Consider the following 20,065-nt stretch of genomic DNA (forward strand, 5'->3'; position numbering starts at 1 on the left):
TGTCTCCATGGTCTGGGGCATGCCCTTGATGGCTTTGAGTTCCTTGCGTCCGATGGAGGCGAGGATCGCGGCGATGATGCCCCAGAGGACGGCGACGACGACGGCGGACCAGCCCAGGCCCATGAGTTCGCCGAGGGCGTACCAGAGGGCGATGGAGAGGAACAGGAGCACGAAGTGCCCGGCGACGCCGGCGCCGGCGAGCATGCCGCCGCCTTTGCCGGCGCGGGTCCCGGACTGTCTGAGTTCGGCTTTGGCGAGTTCGATTTCCTGCCGGATCAGGGTGGACAGGTCCCGGGTGACCTCGCCGAGGAGGTCACCGAGGGAAGTGGTGTCGGCCTTCGCGTGCGCCTCCGTGGGAGGGAGATCAGGTATCTGGCTGCTCACAGGGGACGACCCCCACCCTCAACGTAGGGATCGTCAATGTCCCGCAGTGCCCCTGCCGACGAACCGGTCGGAAGTGACTGCGTGGAAGCGGGTCCCGTGCCCGAGATGCTCGGCTCCCCGAAGGCGGGTTCGCCGAGGCTGGCCTGGTCAAAGAAGGGGTCGCGTACTCCGGCCGTGACGGTGTTCTCCGTTGCGGCGGGCCGGCCCGGTCGCGGCGAAGCGGTGCCAGCTGCGGTTCCCGTCGCGGGGGGACCGGCCTGCAGGCTGCGGCCCAGGCGCCCGGCAAGCAGGCCCGCGCCGGCTGCCAGGAGCAGGAAGGTGCCGGGGCGCTGGCGGGCGAAGGACTTCACTTCGTCCAGCAGTGAGCCCGGGTCCCGGTTGTCCAGCCACGAGGCCACCGACTCGGAGCGGTCCGCGGCCTGCCGGATCAGGTCCGAGGCCACGCCCTGCTGGTCCGGCGCGTCGGCCATGGTGCGCAACTGCGAGGAGATGGTGCGGATGCCCTCGGCGGCCTTCGTCTGCTGCGTGCCCGCCTGGCTGGTCAGGTCCGACTTCGCCTGGTGCAGCAGGTCCTTGGCGCTGTTCTTCGCCTCATGCGCGACGTTCTTCGCCTCCGCCTTCGCAGTGCCGGCCACGTTCTGGGCAGCGCCGGCAGCCTGCCCCGCAACATTCGCGGCCTCATCCTTGGCCACGTCCTTCTTCGAGGCGTCGCCCCGGTAGTCGTCGGCGGTGCCTGTGTAGTCGATGGTGCCCGCGCCGGTGGTGCCCAGGCCGGGAGCGGGCACGCCAGTGCCGTATGCGTTCTCGGTCATCGTTGCTCTCTTTCCTTGAGGATGAAGAACCAGCGGTGCTGGATCGGCAGCAATCCTGATTACCCGGAAATAGTAAGCACACTTGCTATTTCCTCCGCAAGGCCGCACGCCATAATGCAGAAAATTGATAAGCATACTTGCCAATGCACTGCTAAGCATGCTTATCGTATGGGGGTGCAGCGTCCTGCAGGGAGGCGCTGCGAACCCCAAGCATCTAAGATCCAAGGAGACTTCATGCTCACCACGGAACACATTGATGACCTGCTGCAGGGCAACGGAAACGTTCTTTCCGCGGACGGGGACAAGATCGGGTCAGTGGGCCAGGTCTATGCCAACGACACGGATGGCCAGCCGACCTGGGTCACGGTCAAGACCGGACTGTTCGGCACCTCCGAGTCCTTTGTCCCGTTGCAGGGCGCACGTCTTGAAGGCAGCGACGTTGTGGTTCCCTACACCAAGGACCAGGTCAAGGACGCGCCCAGGGTGGACACGGACGGCCACCTTGAGCCGTCGGAAGAGGACCGGCTCTTCGGCCACTATGGCCTCGACGACCACCAGAACTACGGGGGTACGGGAACCCGAGGAGACGCAGGGTATGCCGATACGGGCAGTGCCGCATACAGCGACACCCGGACCGGGACGGCTGACGCCACCGGGACGGTTGGACGTGACACGTCCGGGCCCACCACGGATGACGCCATGACCCGCTCGGAGGAGCGCCTGAACGTCGGCACGGAAACGCAGGCCGCCGGGCGGGCCAGGCTTCGTAAGTACGTGACCACGGAGAACGTCACCAAGACTGTCCCGGTCCAGCGCGAAGAGGTCCGGATCGAGCGCGAACCCATCACGGAGGCCAACCGCGGTGCCGCCTTGTCAGGGCCGGACATCAGCGAGGAGGAGCACGAGGTGACCCTCCACGAGGAGCGCCCCGTGATCGAGAAGGAAACCGTACCGGTCGAGCGGGTCCGCCTCGACAAGGAGACGGTCACCGATGAAGTCACCGTCGAGGAAGAGGTCCGAAAGGAACACATCGAAACCGACGGCATCGACGACGCGCGGCAGTAGCAGATAACACGTAGCAGGAAACCGTGAAAGCCAGGGCCGGATGCCGGCCCTGGCTCTCACGCTGCTTCCCCCTAGGGCAGGTTAATGTTCGTGAGTTCTGAGCGTTTGCCGCCTGGTTCCTCGACCAGGACCAGCGAGCTGACCTCAGGGCAGTAGTACTTGTGCTCCCGCGAGTTGGACTCCAGCGGCGTCCAGTCGTCCACCTTCACGCAGTCCTTGTAGGTGCCCATCTTCGTTGTGACGGTCTGGCCTGTGGCGATGGTGTCGCGCATATCTTCCGCATGCCCCAGGTAGTACTCCTGCCGGTAGGTGTCGCCCACGCGCTGTTCGGCCTTCATCCAGATGCCGGCCTTTGCCCCATCCTGCCCGTGGATGAAGCTGCCGGCATGATCCTGCAGTTTGCCGTCCTTGTAGTTGTCCACGTCCTCGCCGAAATACCACACATCGCCGTTCTTGTGCTGTGCCAGGTAGTCCCTGGTCTCCTCGACGAGCTGCCCGCCCTTGAATACCCTGTCCAGATAGATGACGGTTTCGACGCCCTCAATGACCCTCGTCTCCGGCAGGATCTCAATTTGAACCCTTTCGCCGCCGGCCTCGTAGGTCATTTTCTTGCCGACCGGAAGTGCGAAGTACTTATTGGTTATTTTCGTTGTGAAATCCGCCGGCGTAATCTGCGGGTTGTAGTCGGCGGCCTGGCTTCTCAAATTGTTGAAGTAAAGGAATGCCGCCCCGCCAGCGACCAGCAGCAAAACGATGATCCCCACAATTATGGTTCGTGGCTTCATATCCCGGCCCCACTCCTCGTTGAGTAGAAACTCTTTGCCGGTCCAGAGCGCCTTTGCTCACCCGGCCCATAGGAGAAAGGTAGTCCTGTCGGGCCCCCGGGGACAGAGACAGCAGCAATTTTCCTAGCTGCGGGCCGCCTCCACTACCCGCTCGCCGTTGAAGTACTCGAGCTCCCAGCCGTCGACGGTGTGGTGGTGGGCGAGGTTGAGTACCGCGTTGTCGATGCTTGCCAGGGTGCTCCCGATGGCACGGCTCAGGGTCAGGCGGAGGAGCGTGCCGTGGGCGACGACCAAAACGCGGCGTCCGCGGAACTCCTCGGCCAGCGCCTCCAGGGCGGCCAGGCCCCGGGAGCCCGCTTCGTCGTCGCTTTCCGCCCCGCGGAAGCCGCCGGGGATGCGCAGTGCCTCCAGTTCCGGGCCTGCCTGCAGACCCTCCGCGGGCCCGAAGCTGCGCTCGGCGAGCTCCGGCACATGCCGGGCCACCCTGAGGCCGAGGCCGGCGGCGATCAGGTCTGCGGTTTCCGCAGCACGGCTCAGCGGTGAGGACACCACCGTGTCCCACGCCTGCCCGGACAAAACGGCGACGGCGTCGCGCGCCTGGCCGCGGCCGACGTCGTTCAGCGGAATATCGCTGGATCCCTGCAGCCGGCGCTGCGCATTCCAGTCTGTCTGGCCATGGCGGATGAGGGCGAAAGTCGTGAGGGTCATGCCTTCCATTGTGCCCGAGAGGGGCAGGACCTTTCCCCTCCGCGCCGTACAGGAGTTTGAGGGCAGAGGGGCTCTCACCGCGCCACCCGCCCATGGTCAAATAGGAGGGTTAGACCGGCTGCCCGAGTCCGACCGCGGCCTCGGCCATATGGAAGGAAGCACATGACCGATCGCCAGGACCATCCTCCGGTTCCCACGCCGGGAAGTGCCCAAGGTCTGGACCGCAAGGTTGAAGGTGGCTGTCCGGTTGCCCATGACAGCGCGACCTCGCACGGCAGCGAGAGCGAGAACCCGGCGATCGACTCGCCGCAGCCGAAGGCGCACCGGCCGCGGACGAACGCGGACTGGTGGCCAAACCAACTTGATCTCTCGGTGCTCCATGCGAACCACCCGGCAGGCAACCCGCTCGCCCCCGGCTTCAGTTACCGGGAGGAGTTCCAGAAACTCGACGTCGAGGCGCTGAAGCAGGACATCGTTGAGGTCCTGACCACTTCGCAGGACTGGTGGCCGGCGGATTTCGGCCACTACGGCGGCCTGATGATCAGGCTGAGCTGGCACGCTGCCGGCACCTACCGCGTCCACGATGGCCGCGGCGGTGCGGGGGAGGGCAGCCAGCGCTTCGCCCCCCTGAACAGCTGGCCGGATAACGCGAACCTGGACAAGGCCCGGCGGCTGCTGTGGCCGGTGAAGCAGAAGTACGGCCAGAAGGTCTCGTGGGCCGACCTGCTGGTCCTCGCGGGCAACGTCGCCCTGGAGTCAATGGGCTTCAAGACCTTCGGGTTCGCCTTCGGACGTGAGGATGTGTGGGAGCCCGAGCAGATCTTCTGGGGACCCGAGGACACCTGGCTGGGCGACGAGCGCTACATCGGCGAGGGCAGCATGGCGGAGGACGTCGGCTCCACCGAGATGGGCCTGATCTACGTCAATCCCGAGGGTCCGATGGGCAACCCGGATCCCAAGCTTGCTGCAGAATTCATCCGCGAGACCTTCAAACGGATGGCGATGAACGACGAGGAGACCTTCGCACTGATCGCCGGCGGGCATACGTTCGGCAAGACCCACGGCGCCGGTGATGCCGATGCGCACGTGGGCCCCGAGCCCGAGGCCGCGAACCTGGAGGAACAGGGTCTGGGCTGGATCAGCACGCACGGCAGCGGCAAGGGAGGCGACACCATCACCTCCGGGCTCGAGGTCACCTGGACCGACCGGCCGACGGAGTGGAGCAACCGCTTCCTGGAGATCCTGTTCGAGTACGAGTGGGAGCTCACCAAGAGCCCGGCGGGCGCCAACCAGTGGGTGGCCAAGGACGCCCCGCAGATCATCCCGGATGCGCACGATCCGGAGAAGAAGCACCGGCCGACCATGCTGACGACGGACCTGTCTCTGCGCTTCGATCCGGCCTACGAGAAAATCGGGCGCCGTTTCCTGGAAAACCCGGACGAGTTCGCGATGGCCTTCGCCAAGGCCTGGTACAAGCTGCTGCACCGCGACATGGGGCCGGTGGGCCCGCACCTGCTCGGACCCTGGGTCCCGGAACCGCAGCTCTGGCAGGACCCGATCCCGCCGGCGGACCACGAGCTGATCGGCGAAGAGGACATCGCGGCCCTCAAGGCCCAGCTCCTCGACTCGGGCCTCTCGGTCTCCCAGCTCGTCACCACGGCATGGGCCGCGGCTTCCACCTTCCGCAAGACCGACAAGCGCGGCGGCGCCAACGGCGGCCGCATCCGCCTGGAGCCCCAGCGCGGCTGGGAGGTCAACCAGCCCGCAGAGCTGGAGGCTGCGCTGCGCGCCATCGAGGGGGTGCAGCAGCAGTTCAACAGTGGCCGGAACGGTGGCAGCAAGGTTTCGCTGGCGGACCTGATCGTCCTCGGCGGCTGCGCCGCCGTGGAAAAAGCTTCGAGCGACGCCGGCTTCAACATTTCTGTGCCGTTCCGGCCGGGCCGGGCCGACGCCTCCCAGGACCAGACCGACGTCGAGTCCTTCCAGTACCTGCAGCCGCGGGCGGACGGGTTCCGCAACTACGTGCGCCCCGGCGAGAAGCTTCCGCCCGAAACCCTCCTGCTTGATAAGGCTTACCTGCTGGATCTCTCCGCACCGGAGCTGACCGCGCTCATCGGCGGCATGCGGGCCCTCGGCGGCAACGTGGGCGGCTCGACGCATGGTGTGCTCACCGACCGGCCTCAAGTCCTGACGAACGACTTCTTCGTCAACCTGCTCGCGCCGGGCACCCGCTGGAAGGCTTCGGAGGCGGAGGAGAACGTCTACGAGATCAGCGATGTGGCTACGGGCGAGCTGAAGTGGACCGCAACCCCGGTGGACCTGGTCTTCGGCTCCAACTCCCAGCTACGGGCGCTGGCCGAGGTTTACGCGAGCGACGACGCCAGGGAGAAATTCGTCAACGACTTCGTCGCGGCGTGGGTGAAGGTCATGGAGCTCGACCGCTTCGACCTCCGCTGACCCAGCGACCGCGCTCGGCTCTGGCTAAGACCTATTCCGGCAGGCTCTTGGGCCGGTGGTCGGCAATCAGTCCGCTGGCCATGTGCCGGGCACGGCCAGCCGCCCCCCTGTCACCTTCGGCGGCGGCAATGATCGAGCCCTTCATGAGGATGTGCCAGGACAGGGCGAATGACTCGGAGTCCTCCAGGCCTGCTTCGTCGGCGAGGAGCCGCACCTGTTGCCGGATCCGGCCCAGGTACTCGATGCTCGCCTGCCCCAGGGGATGCGTTGCCCCCATTTCCAGCAGCACCTTCACAAAGGAACACGCTTCGAAATCATCGTCCCGGAACCACTCGTCATAAACATCGAAGATGGCCAGCAACTGGTCCTCAGGGTTATCGGCCCTGCTTCGGGCTTCCGGGACCACGGACCCGAGCATCCACAGCTCGTCGCGGCGCTTCAAAAAAGCCAACGCCACGTCGTCCTTCGACGGGAAATGCCGGTAAAATGTCGCCTTGGCGACGCCTGATACACGGATCAGCTCATCGACGCCGACATCACGGATTCCCCGGTGGGAAAACAAGTCGTAAGCGGCGACCACAATACGGGTACGGACATCATCAGGATTCTCAAGCTTATCTGCGACTGTCCTCATGCCAGGAAATTCTACCTTTTCGGTGCCACATTTCGGCCGGGGAGGGCCGGCGGTCGTCGAAGTTCGGAGTTTTTTGTCCACGTATCGCGGCTTGCGGGCCGTTTGGCGCCCATCATCTGCACAAAAACTCCGGCGGCGAGCCCCGCCTAGGCCGTTGCTTCGTCTTCCAGGTTGGAGTCTGCTTCCACGTTGGGGTCAACGGGCGTGTGGTCCGTCTGGGCTGATTCGATGAGCTGCGTCATGGCCACGTGGATGTTTTCGGCCTGGGCGCGGGTGAGGCCGAGCTTGGCGAGCATGGTGCCGGGCACGCCTAACGCCTTGCCGCGGAGAGCGGTTCCTTCGGGGGTCAGGCCGACGGCGAGGGAGCGTTCATCGCCGGGAACGCGGCGGCGGGTCACATATCCCAAGGCTTCGAGCCGCTTGAGCAGCGGCGACAGGGTGGCCGGGACCAGGAGAAGGGTGTCGCTGATTTCCTTGACGGAACGCGGGCTCTTCTCCCACAGCGCGAGCATCACCAGGTACTGCGGGTGGGTCAGGTTCAGCTCCTGCAACACGGGCCGGTAGGCGCCGATGACGGTGCGCGAAGCGACGGCCAGCGCGAAGCAGAGCTGCCGCTCGAGCAGGAGGTCTTCGTCGCTCCCTGAAGAGGAAGTCATGAAGCCATGATATCGAAGTGCCTACGGGAACATGGCGAGGAAGAGGAACGCGGCGAACAGCACCAGGTGGATCGCTCCCTGCAGCCGGGTGGCGCGGCCGGGCACAACCGTGAGTGTTCCCACGATGACAGTCAGCAGGAACAGGACTATCTGCGTGCCGCCAAGCCCCAGCGTCAGCGGTCCAGGAAGCCAGATGCTGGCGATGGCGATGGCGGGAATCGTCAGGCCGATGCTGGCTATAGCCGAGCCGTAGGCCAGGTTAAGGCTGATCTGGATCCTGTTCCGCGAGGCGGCCCGGGAAGCAGCGAGGCCCTCCGGCAGCAGGACCAGGAGGGCGATGATCACGCCCACGAAGGACTCCGGGATCCCGGCGCGGCTGACGCCCGCTTCGATCACCGGGGAAACAGTTTTGGCCAGTCCGACGACGGCGACCAGCGCCGCGCACAGCAACGCCAGGCTGGTGTAGGTGGCGCGGTTGGTGGGTGTGGGGCCGTGCAGGTCGTCGTCGCCGTCCCCGGGTGACAGCACAGGAAGGAAAAAATGGCGGTGGCGGACGGTCTGGGTCAGCACAAACACGCCGTAAAGCGACAGCGAGGCCACGGCCGCGAAGCCCAGCTGCAGGGGTGAAAACTCAGGTCCGGGCCGCGATGACGTGAAGGTCGGCAGGACCAGCGTCAGTGTAGCCAGCGTGGTGACCACGGCCAGGGCGGCACCCGCTCCCTCCGGGTTGAACCGAGGGATGCCGTATCTGCGGGCGCCCACCAGCAGCGCAATACCGACGATGCCGTTGGCCGTGATCATGACGGCGGCGAAGACAGTGTCCCGTGCCAGCGAATGGCTTCCCTCGCCGCCGGACGCGATCAGCGTGACGATGAGGGCCACCTCGATGACGGTGACGGCGACCGCAAGCACGAGGGAACCGAAGGGTTCGCCGACGCGCTCAGCCACGACTTCGGCGTGATGCACCGCCGCTAGGACGGCTCCCATCAGTACCGCCGCGATGGCGGTGGCCAATACCGGCCCGGGAGAAACTCCCCAGGTCACGGCCAGCACGATCAGGCCGACGACGGGAACGACGGCGGTCCAGGACGATCGGAGCCGGGCCAGCACAGCGCTATCTTCTCAGTGCTGGCCCTGGAGTACTAGTCCTCCAGAACTAGCCCTCGCACTCCGAGCAGTACTTCTTGCCGTCCTTCTCCCGCGCGAGCTGGCTGCGGTGGTGGACCAGGAAGCAGGACATGCAGGTGAACTCGTCCTCCTGCACCGGAACGACCTGGATCAGCAGCTCTTCGTGGGACAGGTCGGCGCCGGGAAGGTCGATGCCTTCGGCGGTGTCGGCCTCTTCGACATCAAGCAGGGCAGTCTGGGATCCGCCCTGCCGGGACTGGATGGCCTCCAGGGATTCGTTGGCCGACTGGTCCTCTTGGGCTACGCGAGGGGCGTCGTAGTCAGTTGCCATGGTTTTTACTCCTTCGGCTGCGCGCCGGACGGCGCACATTTCGCAGGACTCAACGAATGGGCGCCGCCAGGTATTCCCGGTAACCGGGGACGGGTTAAGGTCCCCAAAGTTTAGAGGATAATTTCGCGGGTCATGCCGAATGGAACCTGCTCGGAAAGCGTGGCGGTGTAGCTCCCGGGCCTGTTGCGCGTGACGATGATGCCGTGCGTTCCGGTGAGCATGGCCGCTTCCTGGAGATCCTTGACGGCTGCATCGAGCCTTTCGTCGAGGATCTGGCGGTCTTCTACATGGATGTCGATGGTGGTGGTGCTGGGCATGGATGTCCTTTGGCATTTGAAAAATTACTGGGCTGCTCAGAGTTTTGGGCCGCGAGCGAATCGGCGGCAAGGAGCGCTCCGGAATCGCTGCGTACGCAGCGTCCAATCGGACGACGCCTGCATGGGCGGCCTGTAGGCCGCTGGTGCACCGCCCCCACGGGCTCTGATGGAAGCCTCTCCACGCGCATGGTCTCGCGTGCATCATGTTCGGTGCTCTGCGAAAATTAGACCTTGAGGTCAAATCTCTGTCAAGCCTCGGAACCTAGCCCCCTTCCCGCACTGCCTCTGCAATCCTCCGTGCTGCCTGCACAACGACGGCGCCGTGGTCCTGGCCTGGCGAGCCGGTGACCCGGGCCAGGGGCATGGCGAGGCAGACCGCAGCGATGATTCCTTCCTCTGTCTGCACGGGTGCGCTGATGGACCCGAGGCCGGGCGTGCGGGAGCCGACCGATTCGATCCAGCCCGCCGAAGCCAGCTCCGCCAGCACTTCGTCATCGGCGGCGAGGAGCCGGCCGCTGGAGCCAGCGGGCAGGGGGAGCCGCGAACCCGGCGGCAGGGTGGCGCGCAGTTCGTGCCGGCTGTCCGCGCTGAGGAGGCAGACCCTTTCGTCACCCCGCCGGACCCAGAGTTGTGCACTTTCGCCGGTGGTGTCACGGAGTTCGTGGAGTACGGGCAGGGCGGCGTTCTCCAGGGCCGAGCGGACGAACCGCTGCCCCAGGCGGAAGGTGCCGCTCTCAGTCCTGCGGAGGAAGCCGTAATCTACCATCTGCAGGGCCAGCCGGTGTGCGGTGGACAGGGACAGGCCGGTCCGCCGGGACAGCTCACTGGCTGATACAGCGGACCGGCCCACCGCGTCTAGGATCGCGGCGGCACGCTCCAGCGTGCGGTTGTTTCCGTTCTGTTCAGTAGGCGGCATGTGGCCAGCTTATGACGCGGGCTCAGCCCTTGGCGGCCAGCGACTCCGTCATGAACTCGGCAATCACCTTCTGCGATATCGCCACGTCCAGAACGAACACGCCGTCGTCGTGCGTGGCCAGCCAGCTCTCAAGCTGCCCCAGGTCGGCAAGGGTGTGGGCCTTGATACCGTCGGCACCCAGTGCACGTCCGACGGCGGCAAAGTCCACTTCGTCGATCAGCATCGCCTGGCTGTGCAGCCCCTTTGCGGCGTACTGATGCAGTTCGGCCCCGTACGCCGAGTCATTGAGCACGACGACGACACCCCTGCGGGTGGCCCGGAGGAACGTCTCGAAGTCGGACAGCCCCATCAGGCCGCCGCCGTCACCGCTGACCAGGACCGTGGTGCGTTCGGGGCGGGCAACGGAGACGCCCGCGGCAGAGCCGAAGCCGAGCCCGATGGACTGGAAGGCGGTCCCCACCAGTACCATGGCGTGCGGGTCCGGGACGGAGAGGTACATCGGCGCCCAGCCGATGAAGTGCCCGCCGTCCATGACCACGGATCGTTCGGCCGGCAGGATCCGGTCCAGGGCAGCGACGACGGCGCGCGGGTTAAGCCGACCGTCCGCCCCGAACTCGACAGGGTCCTCCACCGGGCTGGACGAACGGAAATCCGGTCCCGACACTTCGGGGACAGCATCCCGCCAGGTCCGCGATGCGGCGGCCGGCACCCTTTCCAGCAGTCCCTCAGCGAACGGCAGGATGTCCGCCCGGATGTATTCGGCGCCGGCGTTCTGCCCGGCGTCGGGTCCGTTGTCGAGGCGGATGATCCTGGCGTCTGCCGGGAACAGTGTTCCGTAACGGGTCTGGAAAGTGTTGAGGCTTGCCCCGACCACCAGGATGAGGTCCGCCTGGCGGGCGACGTCGAGGCGGTGGCTGCGGGTGAAGCCGCCGGCGATGCCGAGGTCCCACTCACTGCGGAACGCGTTGGCGGCCATCACGGAGGTCATGAAGAGGGCGCCGAGCCGGTCGCCCACTTCCCGCAGCAGGGCTGTTGCACCGGCCAGAAGCACGCCACGCCCGGCCAGGATGAGCGGCCGCTGGGCCGAGGCGAGCTGTTCCGCCACCCGGTCCAGATCGCCGGCTGCCGCCGGCCACGCGGGTTTGGCCGGAAGGGGTTCAAGCGGCACCGGGGCCTGCAGGGGAGCGGTGGCGAGGTCGTAGGGAATGGCGAGGACTACCGGCTGGACGGTCTGCAAAGCGAGGTCGAAGGCTCGGTGGGTTATTGCGGCGGCGTTGTCCGGATGCGCCACCAGCGTGGTGACGCCGGCGGCTTCGGCCGCCTTGGCCTGGTCGATGTCGAACGGCCGGCGGCCCCTGGCCGGGGCATCTCCGACGACGAACACCAGCGGAATGCGGGCCAGCCGGGCTTCGGCGAGCGTTGTGTAGGCATTGGTGAAGCCGGCGCCGTAGGTGGTGGTGGCCGCCGCCACGCCTCCGGTGGCGCGATGGTAGGCATCGGCCATGGCAACGGTGGCGGCCTCGTGGCGCGCCGACGTGAAGGGGAAGCCGCGGCGTGTGAGCCGGCTGATGAGGTGGGCGTTGCCGTTGCCCATCAGCCCGAACAGGTGTCCCGCGCGTTCCGCCAGGACATCGGCGACGGCCGCCGAGACGTGACCCTCATCAGGAAGTGTGGGCGCCGCGGTGCTTTGCCGGGAGGTGGTTGAGGTGGTGGTCATTGGCAGTCCTTGCGCTCGTGGGGTGGGAACTGGTCAGGCCGGATGCGCCACGGTGGTGGCGTCCCGGTGCCTCAGCGTAAGTGCGGCGTACGTTGCGGCGTTCTGCCGGCAATGCTCGATCTCCTCCGGGGTGAGGGCCCGGCGCACCTTGGCCGGCACGCCCGCCACGAGCGAGCCCGGCGGCACCTCGGTGCCCTCGAGGACCAGCGCGTTGGCCGCCACCAGGGCGCCGGCGCCGATGATGGCGCCGTTCAGGACCGTGGCATTCATGCCGACGAGTGCCCCGTCGCCCACCGTGCAGCCGTGCAGCACCGCGCCGTGCCCCACGCTGACGTGGCTGCCCACGCGTGCAGGGTAGCCGGGGTCCGCGTGCACGACGGCGGTGTCCTGGACGTTGCTGCCCTCGCCAAGGCTGATGTCCTCCATGTCCGCCCGGATGACGGCGCCGTAAAAGATACCCGTTTCGGCGCCGATGCTGGCGGATCCGACGACCGTGGCGGTGGGCGCCACCCACGCGTCGCCAGAGATCTGCGGGGAGCGGCCGCCGACGGCCAGGATGTTGTCTGTCACGATGGACCTTTCTTAGGTGAGGAAGGGAACGATCAGCGACGTCACGAAGAGCACCAGCGCCCCGCCGAGGCGGTTGGTGAGCGCCGCAAACGGCATCAGGTGCATGCGGTTCGCCGCGCTCAGGACGGAGACGTCGCCGCTGCCCCCGGTGTCCGCCATGACCAGACCGGGCGTGATGGAGGCTTCGACGAAGTTGAACTTCACGAGCCAGCCGAGAACGCCGGAGGTCAGGGTCGCGATGACGACGGTGCAGATGGTCAGGAGGATGAACAGGGGGTTGCTCAGCGAGGCGAGGACATCGGTGATGTCGATGTAGGTCAGGCTGACGCCCACCAGGAGGGCGGGGACCAGCACGGCGCCGATCAGGTCACCCCAGTCCGCCGTGGAGTCCTCCACGTCCTGGGGGAGCAGCCCGAAGATCTTGACGGCGGCTGCCGCAATGATGGCCCAGGCGTAGGGGTGCAGGCCGGGGAGGAATGCGGCCATCAGGTTGCCGAAGACGAAGAGGCTGCCGGCGATGAGAAGGCCCTTGCCGAGGGCGATGAACGAGGAGGCGTCGCGCTTGGGCGGCAGGGTGAGCTTGTCGGAGCGGCCCTTGATCCGCATGAGCTGGCCGTGGCCGTTGAAGCCGACGAAGAGCTGCTTCTTGCGCTTGCCCAGGCCGTTGTAGATGCCAGCGATGAGGATGCATACAACGTTGGCCATGACGACGGCGGACATCAGGTCGCCCATGAAGGTGGCGGAGTCACCGCCAGTGGCCGAGGCGTACATCTCGGACATGGGCAGGGCCCCGACGCCCAGGCCGCCGGCCATGATGGGCGCGGCGACAAAGAGGATGCCTTCGATAAATCCGAACCCCGTGAGGGCCGCGATGAGCCCGACCAGGACGAAGGTGGCGATCAGGCAGCCCACGACGGGGACCGCGAAGCGCGGGCCGGCCTTCAGCAGGAGGGCGCGGGGCATGCCGAGGATGGAGCCTGCGATGATGCCGACGACGAAGAAGTCCAGGAATCCGTGTCCGTCGATGAAGTTCTGCACCACGGTGACGAGGTTCCCGGGCATCAGTCCGAGGAAAGCCAGCGTGGCCGGAGCGAACGTGCACAGGATTGTGGGCAGCCCGAAGTCGCGGACCACCGGGAACAGGTTGCCGATCCAGATGAAGAGCCCGCCGAGCAGGATGGTGGTGGCGAAGCCAACCACCATGGTGTCCGGAAGGTTGCCCGTGATTGCCGCTGTCAGGACCAGCCCGGCGAGGACGAGGTAGAGCGGGGCCGGAATGCTGGCGATCCTGAGCCGCACACGATCGTGGCTCTTCTCGCGCATTGGCCGGTCCGTAGGTTCGATGGTGAGGTCGGTGGTACGTGAATTTGTAGACATCATTGTCCCCAAAACGTTTGGTGGGAAGACCGCCGCGGCGGCCTCTGGACGGGAGTTGAAGCAGGAAAAGGGTTTAGCGGGCGGGATCGAGAACGCCGGCCGCCGGGGAATGGGCGACGACGTCGCGGGCGAGCCGTACAGCCTCGGCGAGTCGGTCCTCGTCGATGCCGGTCTGGTGTCCGGCGTCGTGGAGGTGCCGGACAAGCTCCTCCGTGGCGATGTTGCCGTGTGCCCCGGGGGCGAACGGGCAACCGCCGTAGCCGCCGAGGGCGGCATCGAAACGCACGACGCCGGTCTCCACTGCGGCGCTCGCGGTGGCCAGCGCCTGGCTGTGAGCGTTATGCAGGTGCAGGTAGTACGTGAGGTCCGGTTCGGCGTCGCTGACGTGGTGCAGGCTGGCCATCACCTGTTCGGTGGGCGTGGTGCCCAGCGTGTCGGCCAGCCCGACGTCGGTGATGCCCATGCCCATGAACGCACGCACCACGCGCAGCAGGTAGGCCGGGTCGATTGCGCCCTCGAACGGGCACGTGAAGGCGGTGGAGATGCCGGCGAAGAACCGGATTTCCGGGAACCCGGCCACGGCCGCGCCGAGGCTGGCCAGCGCGTCCTCGATGGCCTGGCCGGCGTTGGCGTTGCTGTGCGCCTGACTTGCGGAGGTAACCACCTGAATGTCGGTGGCTCCCGCCTCGACAGCCCGCTGAATGCCGCGGCCGTTGAGCGCCAGGCTGGTGTACGTGACACCCGGAACTGCCGGCAGCGACGCGACTACCTCGGCGGCGTCGGCCATCTGCGGAACCCGCTTGGGGTTCACGAAGGAGGCGACCTCGATGCGCTTCAGGCCGGCGTCGACGAGCGCCTCGGCGATCTCGAGTTTGTGCGCCGTCGAAACGATGACAGGCTCGTCCTGGAGTCCGTCCCGCAGAAACACGTCAGTGATTTCGACCTTCATGTTCAGCGTGCCTCCTGCAGTCCGAGGCCGGCGATCTCGTCTGCATTCATGCCGGCGAGCTCCTGCAGGACCTCGGCGGTGTGCTGGCCGAGTTCGGGGCCGACCCATTTGACGCGGCCCTCGTGACCCGGGATCTTCGGCACGACGCCGGGGAACCGGATCAGTTCGGGCTCGTCCTCGATGACCACCTCGTGGGTCTGGATCATGTCGCGGGCCAGGTAGTGGCGGTCGACGGCGATGCTGGGGGCGTCGTAGACGGGACCGGCGGGCACGCCGGCGTCGTCCAGCTTGTCGAGGACCTCGGTGAGGGGCATGCTGCCGGTCCAGGCGGAGATGGCTCCGTTGAGCTCTTCCTCCCGGGCGCCGCGCGCCTGTGTGGCGAGCAGGGTGGCGTCCTCGGCGAGGTCGTCGCGGCCGATGGCCCGCATGAGCCGGACGAAGACGGAATTGGAGTTGCCGCCGATGACCACCTCGAGTTCGTCCTGGCAGAGGTAGGAGCCGGTAGGTACGACGCCGGGCAGCGCGCCGCCGGTGCGCTGCCGGATCATGCCGTAAGCGTCATAGTCCGGGACCAGCGATTCGAGCAGGCTGAAGACCCCTTCATAGAGGGCGACGTCGACCACCTGGGAAGTTCCGGCCTCCAGTCCGCGGGCCTTCTGGAGCATGAGCATGAGGGCACCGATGACGCCGTAGAGCCCGGCGACGGTGTCACCCATGCTGGCCGCCGCACGGCCGGCCGGGCGGTCCGGCTCACCCGTGATGTAGCGCAGGCCGGCAAACGACTCAGCGGAGCTGCCGAATCCGGCCCGGTTTTTGTATGGTCCGGTCTGGCCGTAGCCGGAGATCCGGACCATGACCACCTCGGGGTTGAGTTCCTGCAGCACATCCGGGCCGAGGCCCCACTTCTCAAGGGTGCCGGGGCGGAAGTTCTCGATGACCACGTCGCACTGGGCGGCAATCTTCTTGACCGCCTCGCGGCCCGCCTCGGAGCGGAGGTCCAGGGCCACGGACTTCTTGTTGCGGCCGATGGTGCGGAACAGCATGGAGGTGGTGCCGCGGGTCTTGCGCCAGTCGCGCAGTTCGTCGCCGCCCCGGGGCTTTTCGATCTTGATGACCTCAGCACCGAAGTCACCGAAGAGGCGGGCGGCAAACGGGGCGGCGATAAAGCTGCCCAGTTCGAGCACGCGGATGCCGCGGAGGGGGAGGGCGTTGCCCTCGATGTGTAGTTCGTCAGTCATGTTCTTCCTGCCTGCGCATCGCGCGCCGATTTTCCCATTCCGTGGGAAGTGCTTGCCATTAGGCGGAGACACGATAGCAGTGCGGTGTGACGTGCGCAACAGGGCCGTGGTCCCTCTTTGTCGCGGGTGTGCAAATCGCGGGCCGCCGACGGGTTAGGCTGTTGCGTGCTTCGTCTGAAACGCCTCGCGGTTCTCAGCCTTTTCGCGTTCTGCGCCATCACCGCGGGCGCGTTCTGGCTCCTGGGCGCGACCAATGCAGGCGCGCCCGGCGCAGGAGTGCGCGCGGCCCTACCGGCTCCGCCGCAGGCGGCGGGGAAGTTCGTGCCGCTGGCAGGGGGCAGTACGCATGCCGTGAACATCACCAGGACCGTTGAGCCGGGCTGGCTGGCCCGGGCCGCTGCGCAGGCCGGGATTCCTGCACGAGCCCTTCGGGCGTACGTGGCCGCAGTCAGCATGGCGAATGCCGATGCGCCGGCGTGCGGGATCGGCTGGAACACGGTAGCCGCCGTCGGGTTTGTCGAATCCGCGCACGGCGCCCTCGGCGGGGGCCATCTCACGGCTTCGGGAGACGTGAGCCGTCCGATCGTCGGCCCCGGCCTCAACGGCGACGGCTTCGCCGCCATCGCCGATACCGACGACGGTGCTCTCGACGGCGACGCCCTTTGGGACCGCGCCGTGGGGCCCATGCAGTTCATTCCCTCTACGTGGAAGCTGGCAGGGCGGGACGCCAACGGTGACGGGGTGGCCGATCCGCACAATATCGACGACGCGGCCCTCAGCGCTGCGGGCTACCTGTGTGCCGGCGGCCGGGACCTCACCTCGAACCAGGGCTGGGCCGATGCTATCTGGTCCTACAACCAGTCCGAGGCCTACCTGGCGCAAGTCGGCGAGAAGGCCGTTGAGTATGCGGACCAGGCGGGGTAACCCGGACCGGATAGGGCCGGCTCCCGCTTGTGGGGGTTTGCGTGTCAGAGGCTGAGCTCAGCCCGTCTTCGCAGGGCAGGCCTAGGCGGGTGCCTCAGGCCTCACGCCGGCTCACCATCTCTTTGATCCAGCTCGGCGCGAAGGCGAGGTGCAGTTGGGCGGGGTCGGGTAATCCTTCAGGACTTCCAACCGTTCGCCGATGTCGATGGCCCGGGCCCGGTGGCCTGCGTGCTCGATGCCGATCTGCGCCAAGGTGTGGTTCATCGCCCACTGCAACCGGTCAGGGGCGTCTTTCATTTCCGCCTCGATGGTGTCCAGCAGCCCTGGCAGGTTGAGCCCCTCGGGCTTCTTTGCGACCCGCTCCGTGGTCAGGGCCCAGCCGGCACTCGCGACCACCTGGTCGGGATCGTCAGTCCAGGCGGTGCGGAGCTCTTCGGCGTGCGGGCTCTTCTTCACCACGTAGTTCACCAGCCAGTCATGCACCTTGGGTGCGCGCGCCTGGCGCAGCATGGCGTCCAGTTCCTGCTGCTCGAAGGCCTTCGGCCGGCAGATCAGCAATGACAGCAACCGGGCGGCGGTGTCATCCGTGGCCCACAATTCACGGGCCAGCTCGTGCTGCGTCTTCAGCCGCTTCGCGACCGCGCGCAACGCGGACAGGTTCACGCCGTGGTCGTCGCCGCGCCGCTGGTTCGCCTCCCGCATCTTTGGATCCTCGAGCGCGGCCAGTTCGGTCATCACGGCGTCTTTTGTTGCCTCGGCCATCACTGCTCCTGCTCGCGAAGTGCCTTCGCTCGTATTGTAGGACGGCGGCGGGCGAGGGCTGGAATCACGCGGCCCAGCGGCGTAGCTTCATTGAACGAGGGTCGGCCGTCGCATCCGAGCGGTTCCATGCGCGGGCAGCCCTTCGATGTGGCGTTCAGGTCAATTCTGTAGGAGCCCGGATGGCTGGATGGAATGCGGACACTGCTGCAGGGTCGCCGGGGCCGGGCTCGGTCACTCTTGTGGAGGGCTCATCATTTTGCATCTCTGCGGCTAACGGCGATATTCGCACCGAGTACCCCCACGGCGTTTTTGTCGAGGACACCCGGATACTGTCCTGCTGGCGGGTACTCATTAATGGCGCCCCACTGGAGCCGCTCGGGGCGAAGACGAAGGAACCCTACCGTGCCGTGTTTGTCGGCCGTGTCCCCCGGCCCGACGGACACGCCGACAGCCCGCTGATCGTCGAACGCCTCCGTGAGGTAGGCGCCGGCATCCTGGAGCGGATCACCGTCCAAAACTACTCGGCAGCCATTGCCGAGTGCGTCCTTACCCTCCGGGTCGAGGCGGACTTCGCGGACCTCTTCGAGGTGAAAGAGGCACGCATCCAGCGCCGCTGGAAAGAGTCCCGCAAAGCGCAGGGCGACTCGTTAACCATCCGCGCCGCCTGGGAGCACGTCCGGAAAGGCGTAGTGGTAACGGCCGAGGGCGCCGACATCGCCCAGGAGGGGCTGGCCTACAACTTCGCGATCCCGCCGCACGCACAGTGGAGCACCACCATCAGCGTCGTCCCTACCGACGGCGGAAACGACTACGCCGCACGCTTCGTCCGGCCCAATGAAGGCGAAATATCGCCCCGCGACAGGCGCCGCCAAGAGTGGGTGGCCAAGATTCCCGTGCTGAAGATGGGGAACCCTTCCATCGAACGAACCCTCCGGCGAAGCTACGACGACCTGGGTGCGCTGCGCATTGAGGACCCCGACCACCCGGACCGCATCGTCGTCGCCGCTGGCGCCCCATGGTTCATGGCCCTGTTTGGCCGGGACTCGCTCTGGGCGTCCCTCATGGCTCTCCCCGTTGACCCGTCGCTGGCTTTCGGTACCATTCAAACTCTCGCCGATCGTCAGGGGCGAATTGTGGATGAAATGAGCGAGGAGGAACCGGGGAAGATCCTCCATGAGGTCAGGCTCGATGTCTCCAGCGGACTGGCTCTCGGCGGAAAGCAGGCCTACTTCGGCAGTGTCGACGCCACCCCGCTGTTCGTGGCCCTGTTCGGCGAAATCAGCCGCTGGGGATTCGCCGCAGAGACCATCTCCAACCTGCTGCCCCACGTCGACCGTGCGCTGGACTGGATCCGCCATTACGGGGACAAGGACGGTGACGGCTTCGTCGAGTATGAGCGACTCAACGACCGCGGACTCATCAACCAAGGCTGGAAGGACTCGTGGGACGGCATCAACTTCGCCGACGGCAGGATGGCGGAGCCGCCAATCGCCCTGTGCGAGGTGCAGGCTTACGTCTACAGCGCGTACATGGCCCGCTCCTGGATAGCCCGCGACGCCGGCGACATGAAGCTAGCGGGCGAGTACCGGGATCTCGGGGCGCAGTTAAAGAAGCAGTTCAACGAACAGTTTTGGTTGCCCGACCGCGGCTACTACGCCATCGCCCTCGACGGGCACAAGCAGCCGGTCGACGCATGCGCATCCAACATGGGCCAATGCCTGTTGTTCGGCATCGTCGACGCGGACAAAGCTCCTTTGGTGGCCGAACGGCTGATGTCCCCGGAAATGTTCAGCGGCTGGGGCGTAAGAACCCTGGCCAGCGACATGGGCGCCTACAACCCCGCCAGCTACCACAACGGATCCGTGTGGCCCCACGACAATGCGATCATCGCGGCCGGCCTCCTCCGCTACGGCCTCGTCGAGCAGGCCCAGCGCATCTCCACTGCTCTTTTTGAGGCCGCGGAGTACTCCGAGGGCCGGTTGCCCGAGTTGTTCTGCGGATTCAGCCGGGAGCAATTCGACGAACCTATCCCCTATCCCACTGCTTGCTCACCACAGGCCTGGGCCGCAACCACACCCATTCAGCTCGTGAAGAGTCTCATGGGCTATTACGCCGACGTAGCCCGCGGCGGCCTGTGGCTGGATCCCGTGCTCCCTAAATCCTACGGCGACCTGCATATCACCAACGCCCCAATGGCAGACGCCAAAATAACCATAGACATCTCCGGTTCCGTTGCGAGCGTTCAGGGACTGCCCGAGGGCATGCTGTTCCACCACGGAATCCGGCCATGGGCTGCCGACCTGGCGCAAAAATTCAGGGATTAGTGCCGCCGCTT

Annotated in this window: 19 protein-coding genes and 1 pseudogene; 4 read left to right on the plus strand and 16 right to left on the minus strand. The window is 66.4% G+C overall.

The genetic code is table 11. The features are described 5' to 3' along the window. On the minus strand, positions 1–384 hold a 384-nt coding region (locus tag DBZ45_RS12065), incomplete at its 3' end, for a phage holin family protein (protein WP_111904149.1). Next, complete coding sequence (locus DBZ45_RS23240; RefSeq protein ID WP_223257041.1) at positions 381–1,196, minus strand: hypothetical protein; 816 nt, start codon at positions 1,194–1,196, stop codon at positions 381–383. The genes DBZ45_RS23240 and DBZ45_RS12065, both read right to left, overlap by 4 nt. Before the next feature lie 234 nt (positions 1,197–1,430). On the opposite strand from DBZ45_RS23240, the gene DBZ45_RS12075 reads away from it, so the two are divergent. Further along, entirely contained in the window at positions 1,431–2,261 is an 831-nt protein-coding gene (locus tag DBZ45_RS12075; protein ID WP_111904150.1) for a DUF2382 domain-containing protein, read from the plus strand. Positions 2,262–2,332: 71 nt separating this feature from the next. On the opposite strand, the gene DBZ45_RS12080 is transcribed toward DBZ45_RS12075, so the two are convergent. Both DBZ45_RS12080 and DBZ45_RS12085 read right to left on the minus strand, forming a co-directional pair. Continuing rightward, positions 2,333–3,046, minus strand: coding sequence for a hypothetical protein (locus DBZ45_RS12080; protein ID WP_111904151.1), 714 nt, complete (start codon positions 3,044–3,046; stop codon positions 2,333–2,335). Positions 3,047–3,169: 123 nt separating this feature from the next. Continuing rightward, positions 3,170–3,754 carry a histidine phosphatase family protein gene (locus DBZ45_RS12085; RefSeq protein WP_111904152.1) on the minus strand — a complete coding sequence of 195 codons (585 nt, stop codon included), beginning with the start codon at positions 3,752–3,754 and terminating at the stop codon, positions 3,170–3,172. Positions 3,755–3,916: 162 nt separating this feature from the next. On the opposite strand from DBZ45_RS12085, the gene katG reads away from it, so the two are divergent. Continuing rightward, positions 3,917–6,211, plus strand: a complete 2,295-nt coding sequence (katG, locus tag DBZ45_RS12090) for a catalase/peroxidase HPI (protein WP_111904153.1) — start codon at positions 3,917–3,919, stop codon at positions 6,209–6,211. 31 nt (positions 6,212–6,242) lie between these two features. Here katG and DBZ45_RS12095 read toward each other — a convergent pair whose 3' ends face one another. The 11 genes from DBZ45_RS12095 to DBZ45_RS12145 form a co-directional block, all read right to left on the minus strand. Beyond that, positions 6,243–6,845, minus strand: coding sequence for a TetR/AcrR family transcriptional regulator (locus DBZ45_RS12095; protein WP_111904154.1), 603 nt, complete (start codon positions 6,843–6,845; stop codon positions 6,243–6,245). Positions 6,846–6,991: 146 nt separating this feature from the next. Further along, positions 6,992–7,501 carry a MarR family winged helix-turn-helix transcriptional regulator gene (locus DBZ45_RS12100; RefSeq protein ID WP_111904155.1) on the minus strand — a complete coding sequence of 170 codons (510 nt, stop codon included), beginning with the start codon at positions 7,499–7,501 and terminating at the stop codon, positions 6,992–6,994. Positions 7,502–7,522: 21 nt separating this feature from the next. Next, on the minus strand, positions 7,523–8,611 hold the full coding sequence (locus DBZ45_RS12105) for a calcium:proton antiporter (RefSeq protein WP_111904156.1): 1,089 nt from the start codon (positions 8,609–8,611) through the stop codon (positions 7,523–7,525). Positions 8,612–8,657: 46 nt separating this feature from the next. Then, on the minus strand, positions 8,658–8,960 hold the full coding sequence (locus tag DBZ45_RS12110) for a DUF4193 domain-containing protein (protein WP_111904157.1): 303 nt from the start codon (positions 8,958–8,960) through the stop codon (positions 8,658–8,660). A 110-nt stretch (positions 8,961–9,070) separates the two neighbouring features. Continuing rightward, positions 9,071–9,277 carry a hypothetical protein gene (locus tag DBZ45_RS12115; RefSeq protein ID WP_111904158.1) on the minus strand — a complete coding sequence of 69 codons (207 nt, stop codon included), beginning with the start codon at positions 9,275–9,277 and terminating at the stop codon, positions 9,071–9,073. A gap of 262 nt (positions 9,278–9,539) precedes the next feature. Continuing rightward, a complete protein-coding gene (locus tag DBZ45_RS12120) occupies positions 9,540–10,193 on the minus strand; it encodes an IclR family transcriptional regulator (RefSeq protein ID WP_111904159.1) in 654 nt (217 codons plus the stop codon). Between the two features lie 22 nt (positions 10,194–10,215). After that, positions 10,216–11,910: a thiamine pyrophosphate-binding protein gene (locus DBZ45_RS12125; RefSeq protein WP_111904160.1), complete on the minus strand. Its 1,695-nt coding sequence runs from the start codon at positions 11,908–11,910 to the stop codon at positions 10,216–10,218. A 33-nt stretch (positions 11,911–11,943) separates the two neighbouring features. Then, complete coding sequence (locus DBZ45_RS12130) at positions 11,944–12,480, minus strand: gamma carbonic anhydrase family protein (protein WP_111904161.1); 537 nt, start codon at positions 12,478–12,480, stop codon at positions 11,944–11,946. A gap of 12 nt (positions 12,481–12,492) precedes the next feature. Then, a complete protein-coding gene (locus tag DBZ45_RS12135; RefSeq protein ID WP_223257042.1) occupies positions 12,493–13,857 on the minus strand; it encodes a 2-hydroxycarboxylate transporter family protein in 1,365 nt (454 codons plus the stop codon). A gap of 73 nt (positions 13,858–13,930) precedes the next feature. After that, positions 13,931–14,806, minus strand: a complete 876-nt coding sequence (locus tag DBZ45_RS12140; protein WP_111904162.1) for a hydroxymethylglutaryl-CoA lyase — start codon at positions 14,804–14,806, stop codon at positions 13,931–13,933. Positions 14,807–14,808: 2 nt separating this feature from the next. Further along, complete coding sequence (locus DBZ45_RS12145) at positions 14,809–16,044, minus strand: CaiB/BaiF CoA transferase family protein (protein ID WP_111904163.1); 1,236 nt, start codon at positions 16,042–16,044, stop codon at positions 14,809–14,811. 165 nt (positions 16,045–16,209) lie between these two features. Here DBZ45_RS12145 and DBZ45_RS12150 point away from each other — a divergent pair, with 165 nt between their 5' ends. Further along, entirely contained in the window at positions 16,210–16,968 is a 759-nt protein-coding gene (locus DBZ45_RS12150; protein WP_111904164.1) for a lytic transglycosylase domain-containing protein, read from the plus strand. A 94-nt stretch (positions 16,969–17,062) separates the two neighbouring features. On the opposite strand, the pseudogene DBZ45_RS12155 reads toward DBZ45_RS12150, so the two are convergent. Then, positions 17,063–17,730, minus strand: a pseudogene (locus DBZ45_RS12155) (DNA alkylation repair protein). Positions 17,731–17,909: 179 nt separating this feature from the next. Here DBZ45_RS12155 and DBZ45_RS12160 point away from each other — a divergent pair. After that, positions 17,910–20,054, plus strand: a complete 2,145-nt coding sequence (locus tag DBZ45_RS12160; protein WP_111904165.1) for an amylo-alpha-1,6-glucosidase — start codon at positions 17,910–17,912, stop codon at positions 20,052–20,054. Positions 20,055–20,065 lie beyond the last annotated feature (11 nt).

The organism is Arthrobacter globiformis (assembly GCF_003261175.1).
Lineage (GTDB): Bacteria > Actinomycetota > Actinomycetes > Actinomycetales > Micrococcaceae > Arthrobacter > Arthrobacter globiformis_A.

Coding starts and splice junctions, on each gene's coding strand:
- DBZ45_RS12140 (WP_111904162.1), bottom strand. CDS start 14,806: ATGAAGGTCGAAATCACTGACGTGTTTCTGCGGGACGGACTCCAGGAC.
- DBZ45_RS12160 (WP_111904165.1), top strand. CDS start 17,910: ATGGCTGGATGGAATGCGGACACTGCTGCAGGGTCGCCGGGGCCGGGC.
- DBZ45_RS23240 (WP_223257041.1), bottom strand. CDS start 1,196: ATGACCGAGAACGCATACGGCACTGGCGTGCCCGCTCCCGGCCTGGGC.
- DBZ45_RS12125 (WP_111904160.1), bottom strand. CDS start 11,910: ATGACCACCACCTCAACCACCTCCCGGCAAAGCACCGCGGCGCCCACA.
- DBZ45_RS12095 (WP_111904154.1), bottom strand. CDS start 6,845: ATGAGGACAGTCGCAGATAAGCTTGAGAATCCTGATGATGTCCGTACC.
- DBZ45_RS12100 (WP_111904155.1), bottom strand. CDS start 7,501: ATGACTTCCTCTTCAGGGAGCGACGAAGACCTCCTGCTCGAGCGGCAG.
- DBZ45_RS12085 (WP_111904152.1), bottom strand. CDS start 3,754: ATGACCCTCACGACTTTCGCCCTCATCCGCCATGGCCAGACAGACTGG.
- DBZ45_RS12120 (WP_111904159.1), bottom strand. CDS start 10,193: ATGCCGCCTACTGAACAGAACGGAAACAACCGCACGCTGGAGCGTGCC.
- DBZ45_RS12075 (WP_111904150.1), top strand. CDS start 1,431: ATGCTCACCACGGAACACATTGATGACCTGCTGCAGGGCAACGGAAAC.
- katG (WP_111904153.1), top strand. CDS start 3,917: ATGACCGATCGCCAGGACCATCCTCCGGTTCCCACGCCGGGAAGTGCC.
- DBZ45_RS12145 (WP_111904163.1), bottom strand. CDS start 16,044: ATGACTGACGAACTACACATCGAGGGCAACGCCCTCCCCCTCCGCGGC.
- DBZ45_RS12115 (WP_111904158.1), bottom strand. CDS start 9,277: ATGCCCAGCACCACCACCATCGACATCCATGTAGAAGACCGCCAGATC.
- DBZ45_RS12135 (WP_223257042.1), bottom strand. CDS start 13,857: ATGTCTACAAATTCACGTACCACCGACCTCACCATCGAACCTACGGAC.
- DBZ45_RS12110 (WP_111904157.1), bottom strand. CDS start 8,960: ATGGCAACTGACTACGACGCCCCTCGCGTAGCCCAAGAGGACCAGTCG.
- DBZ45_RS12080 (WP_111904151.1), bottom strand. CDS start 3,046: ATGAAGCCACGAACCATAATTGTGGGGATCATCGTTTTGCTGCTGGTC.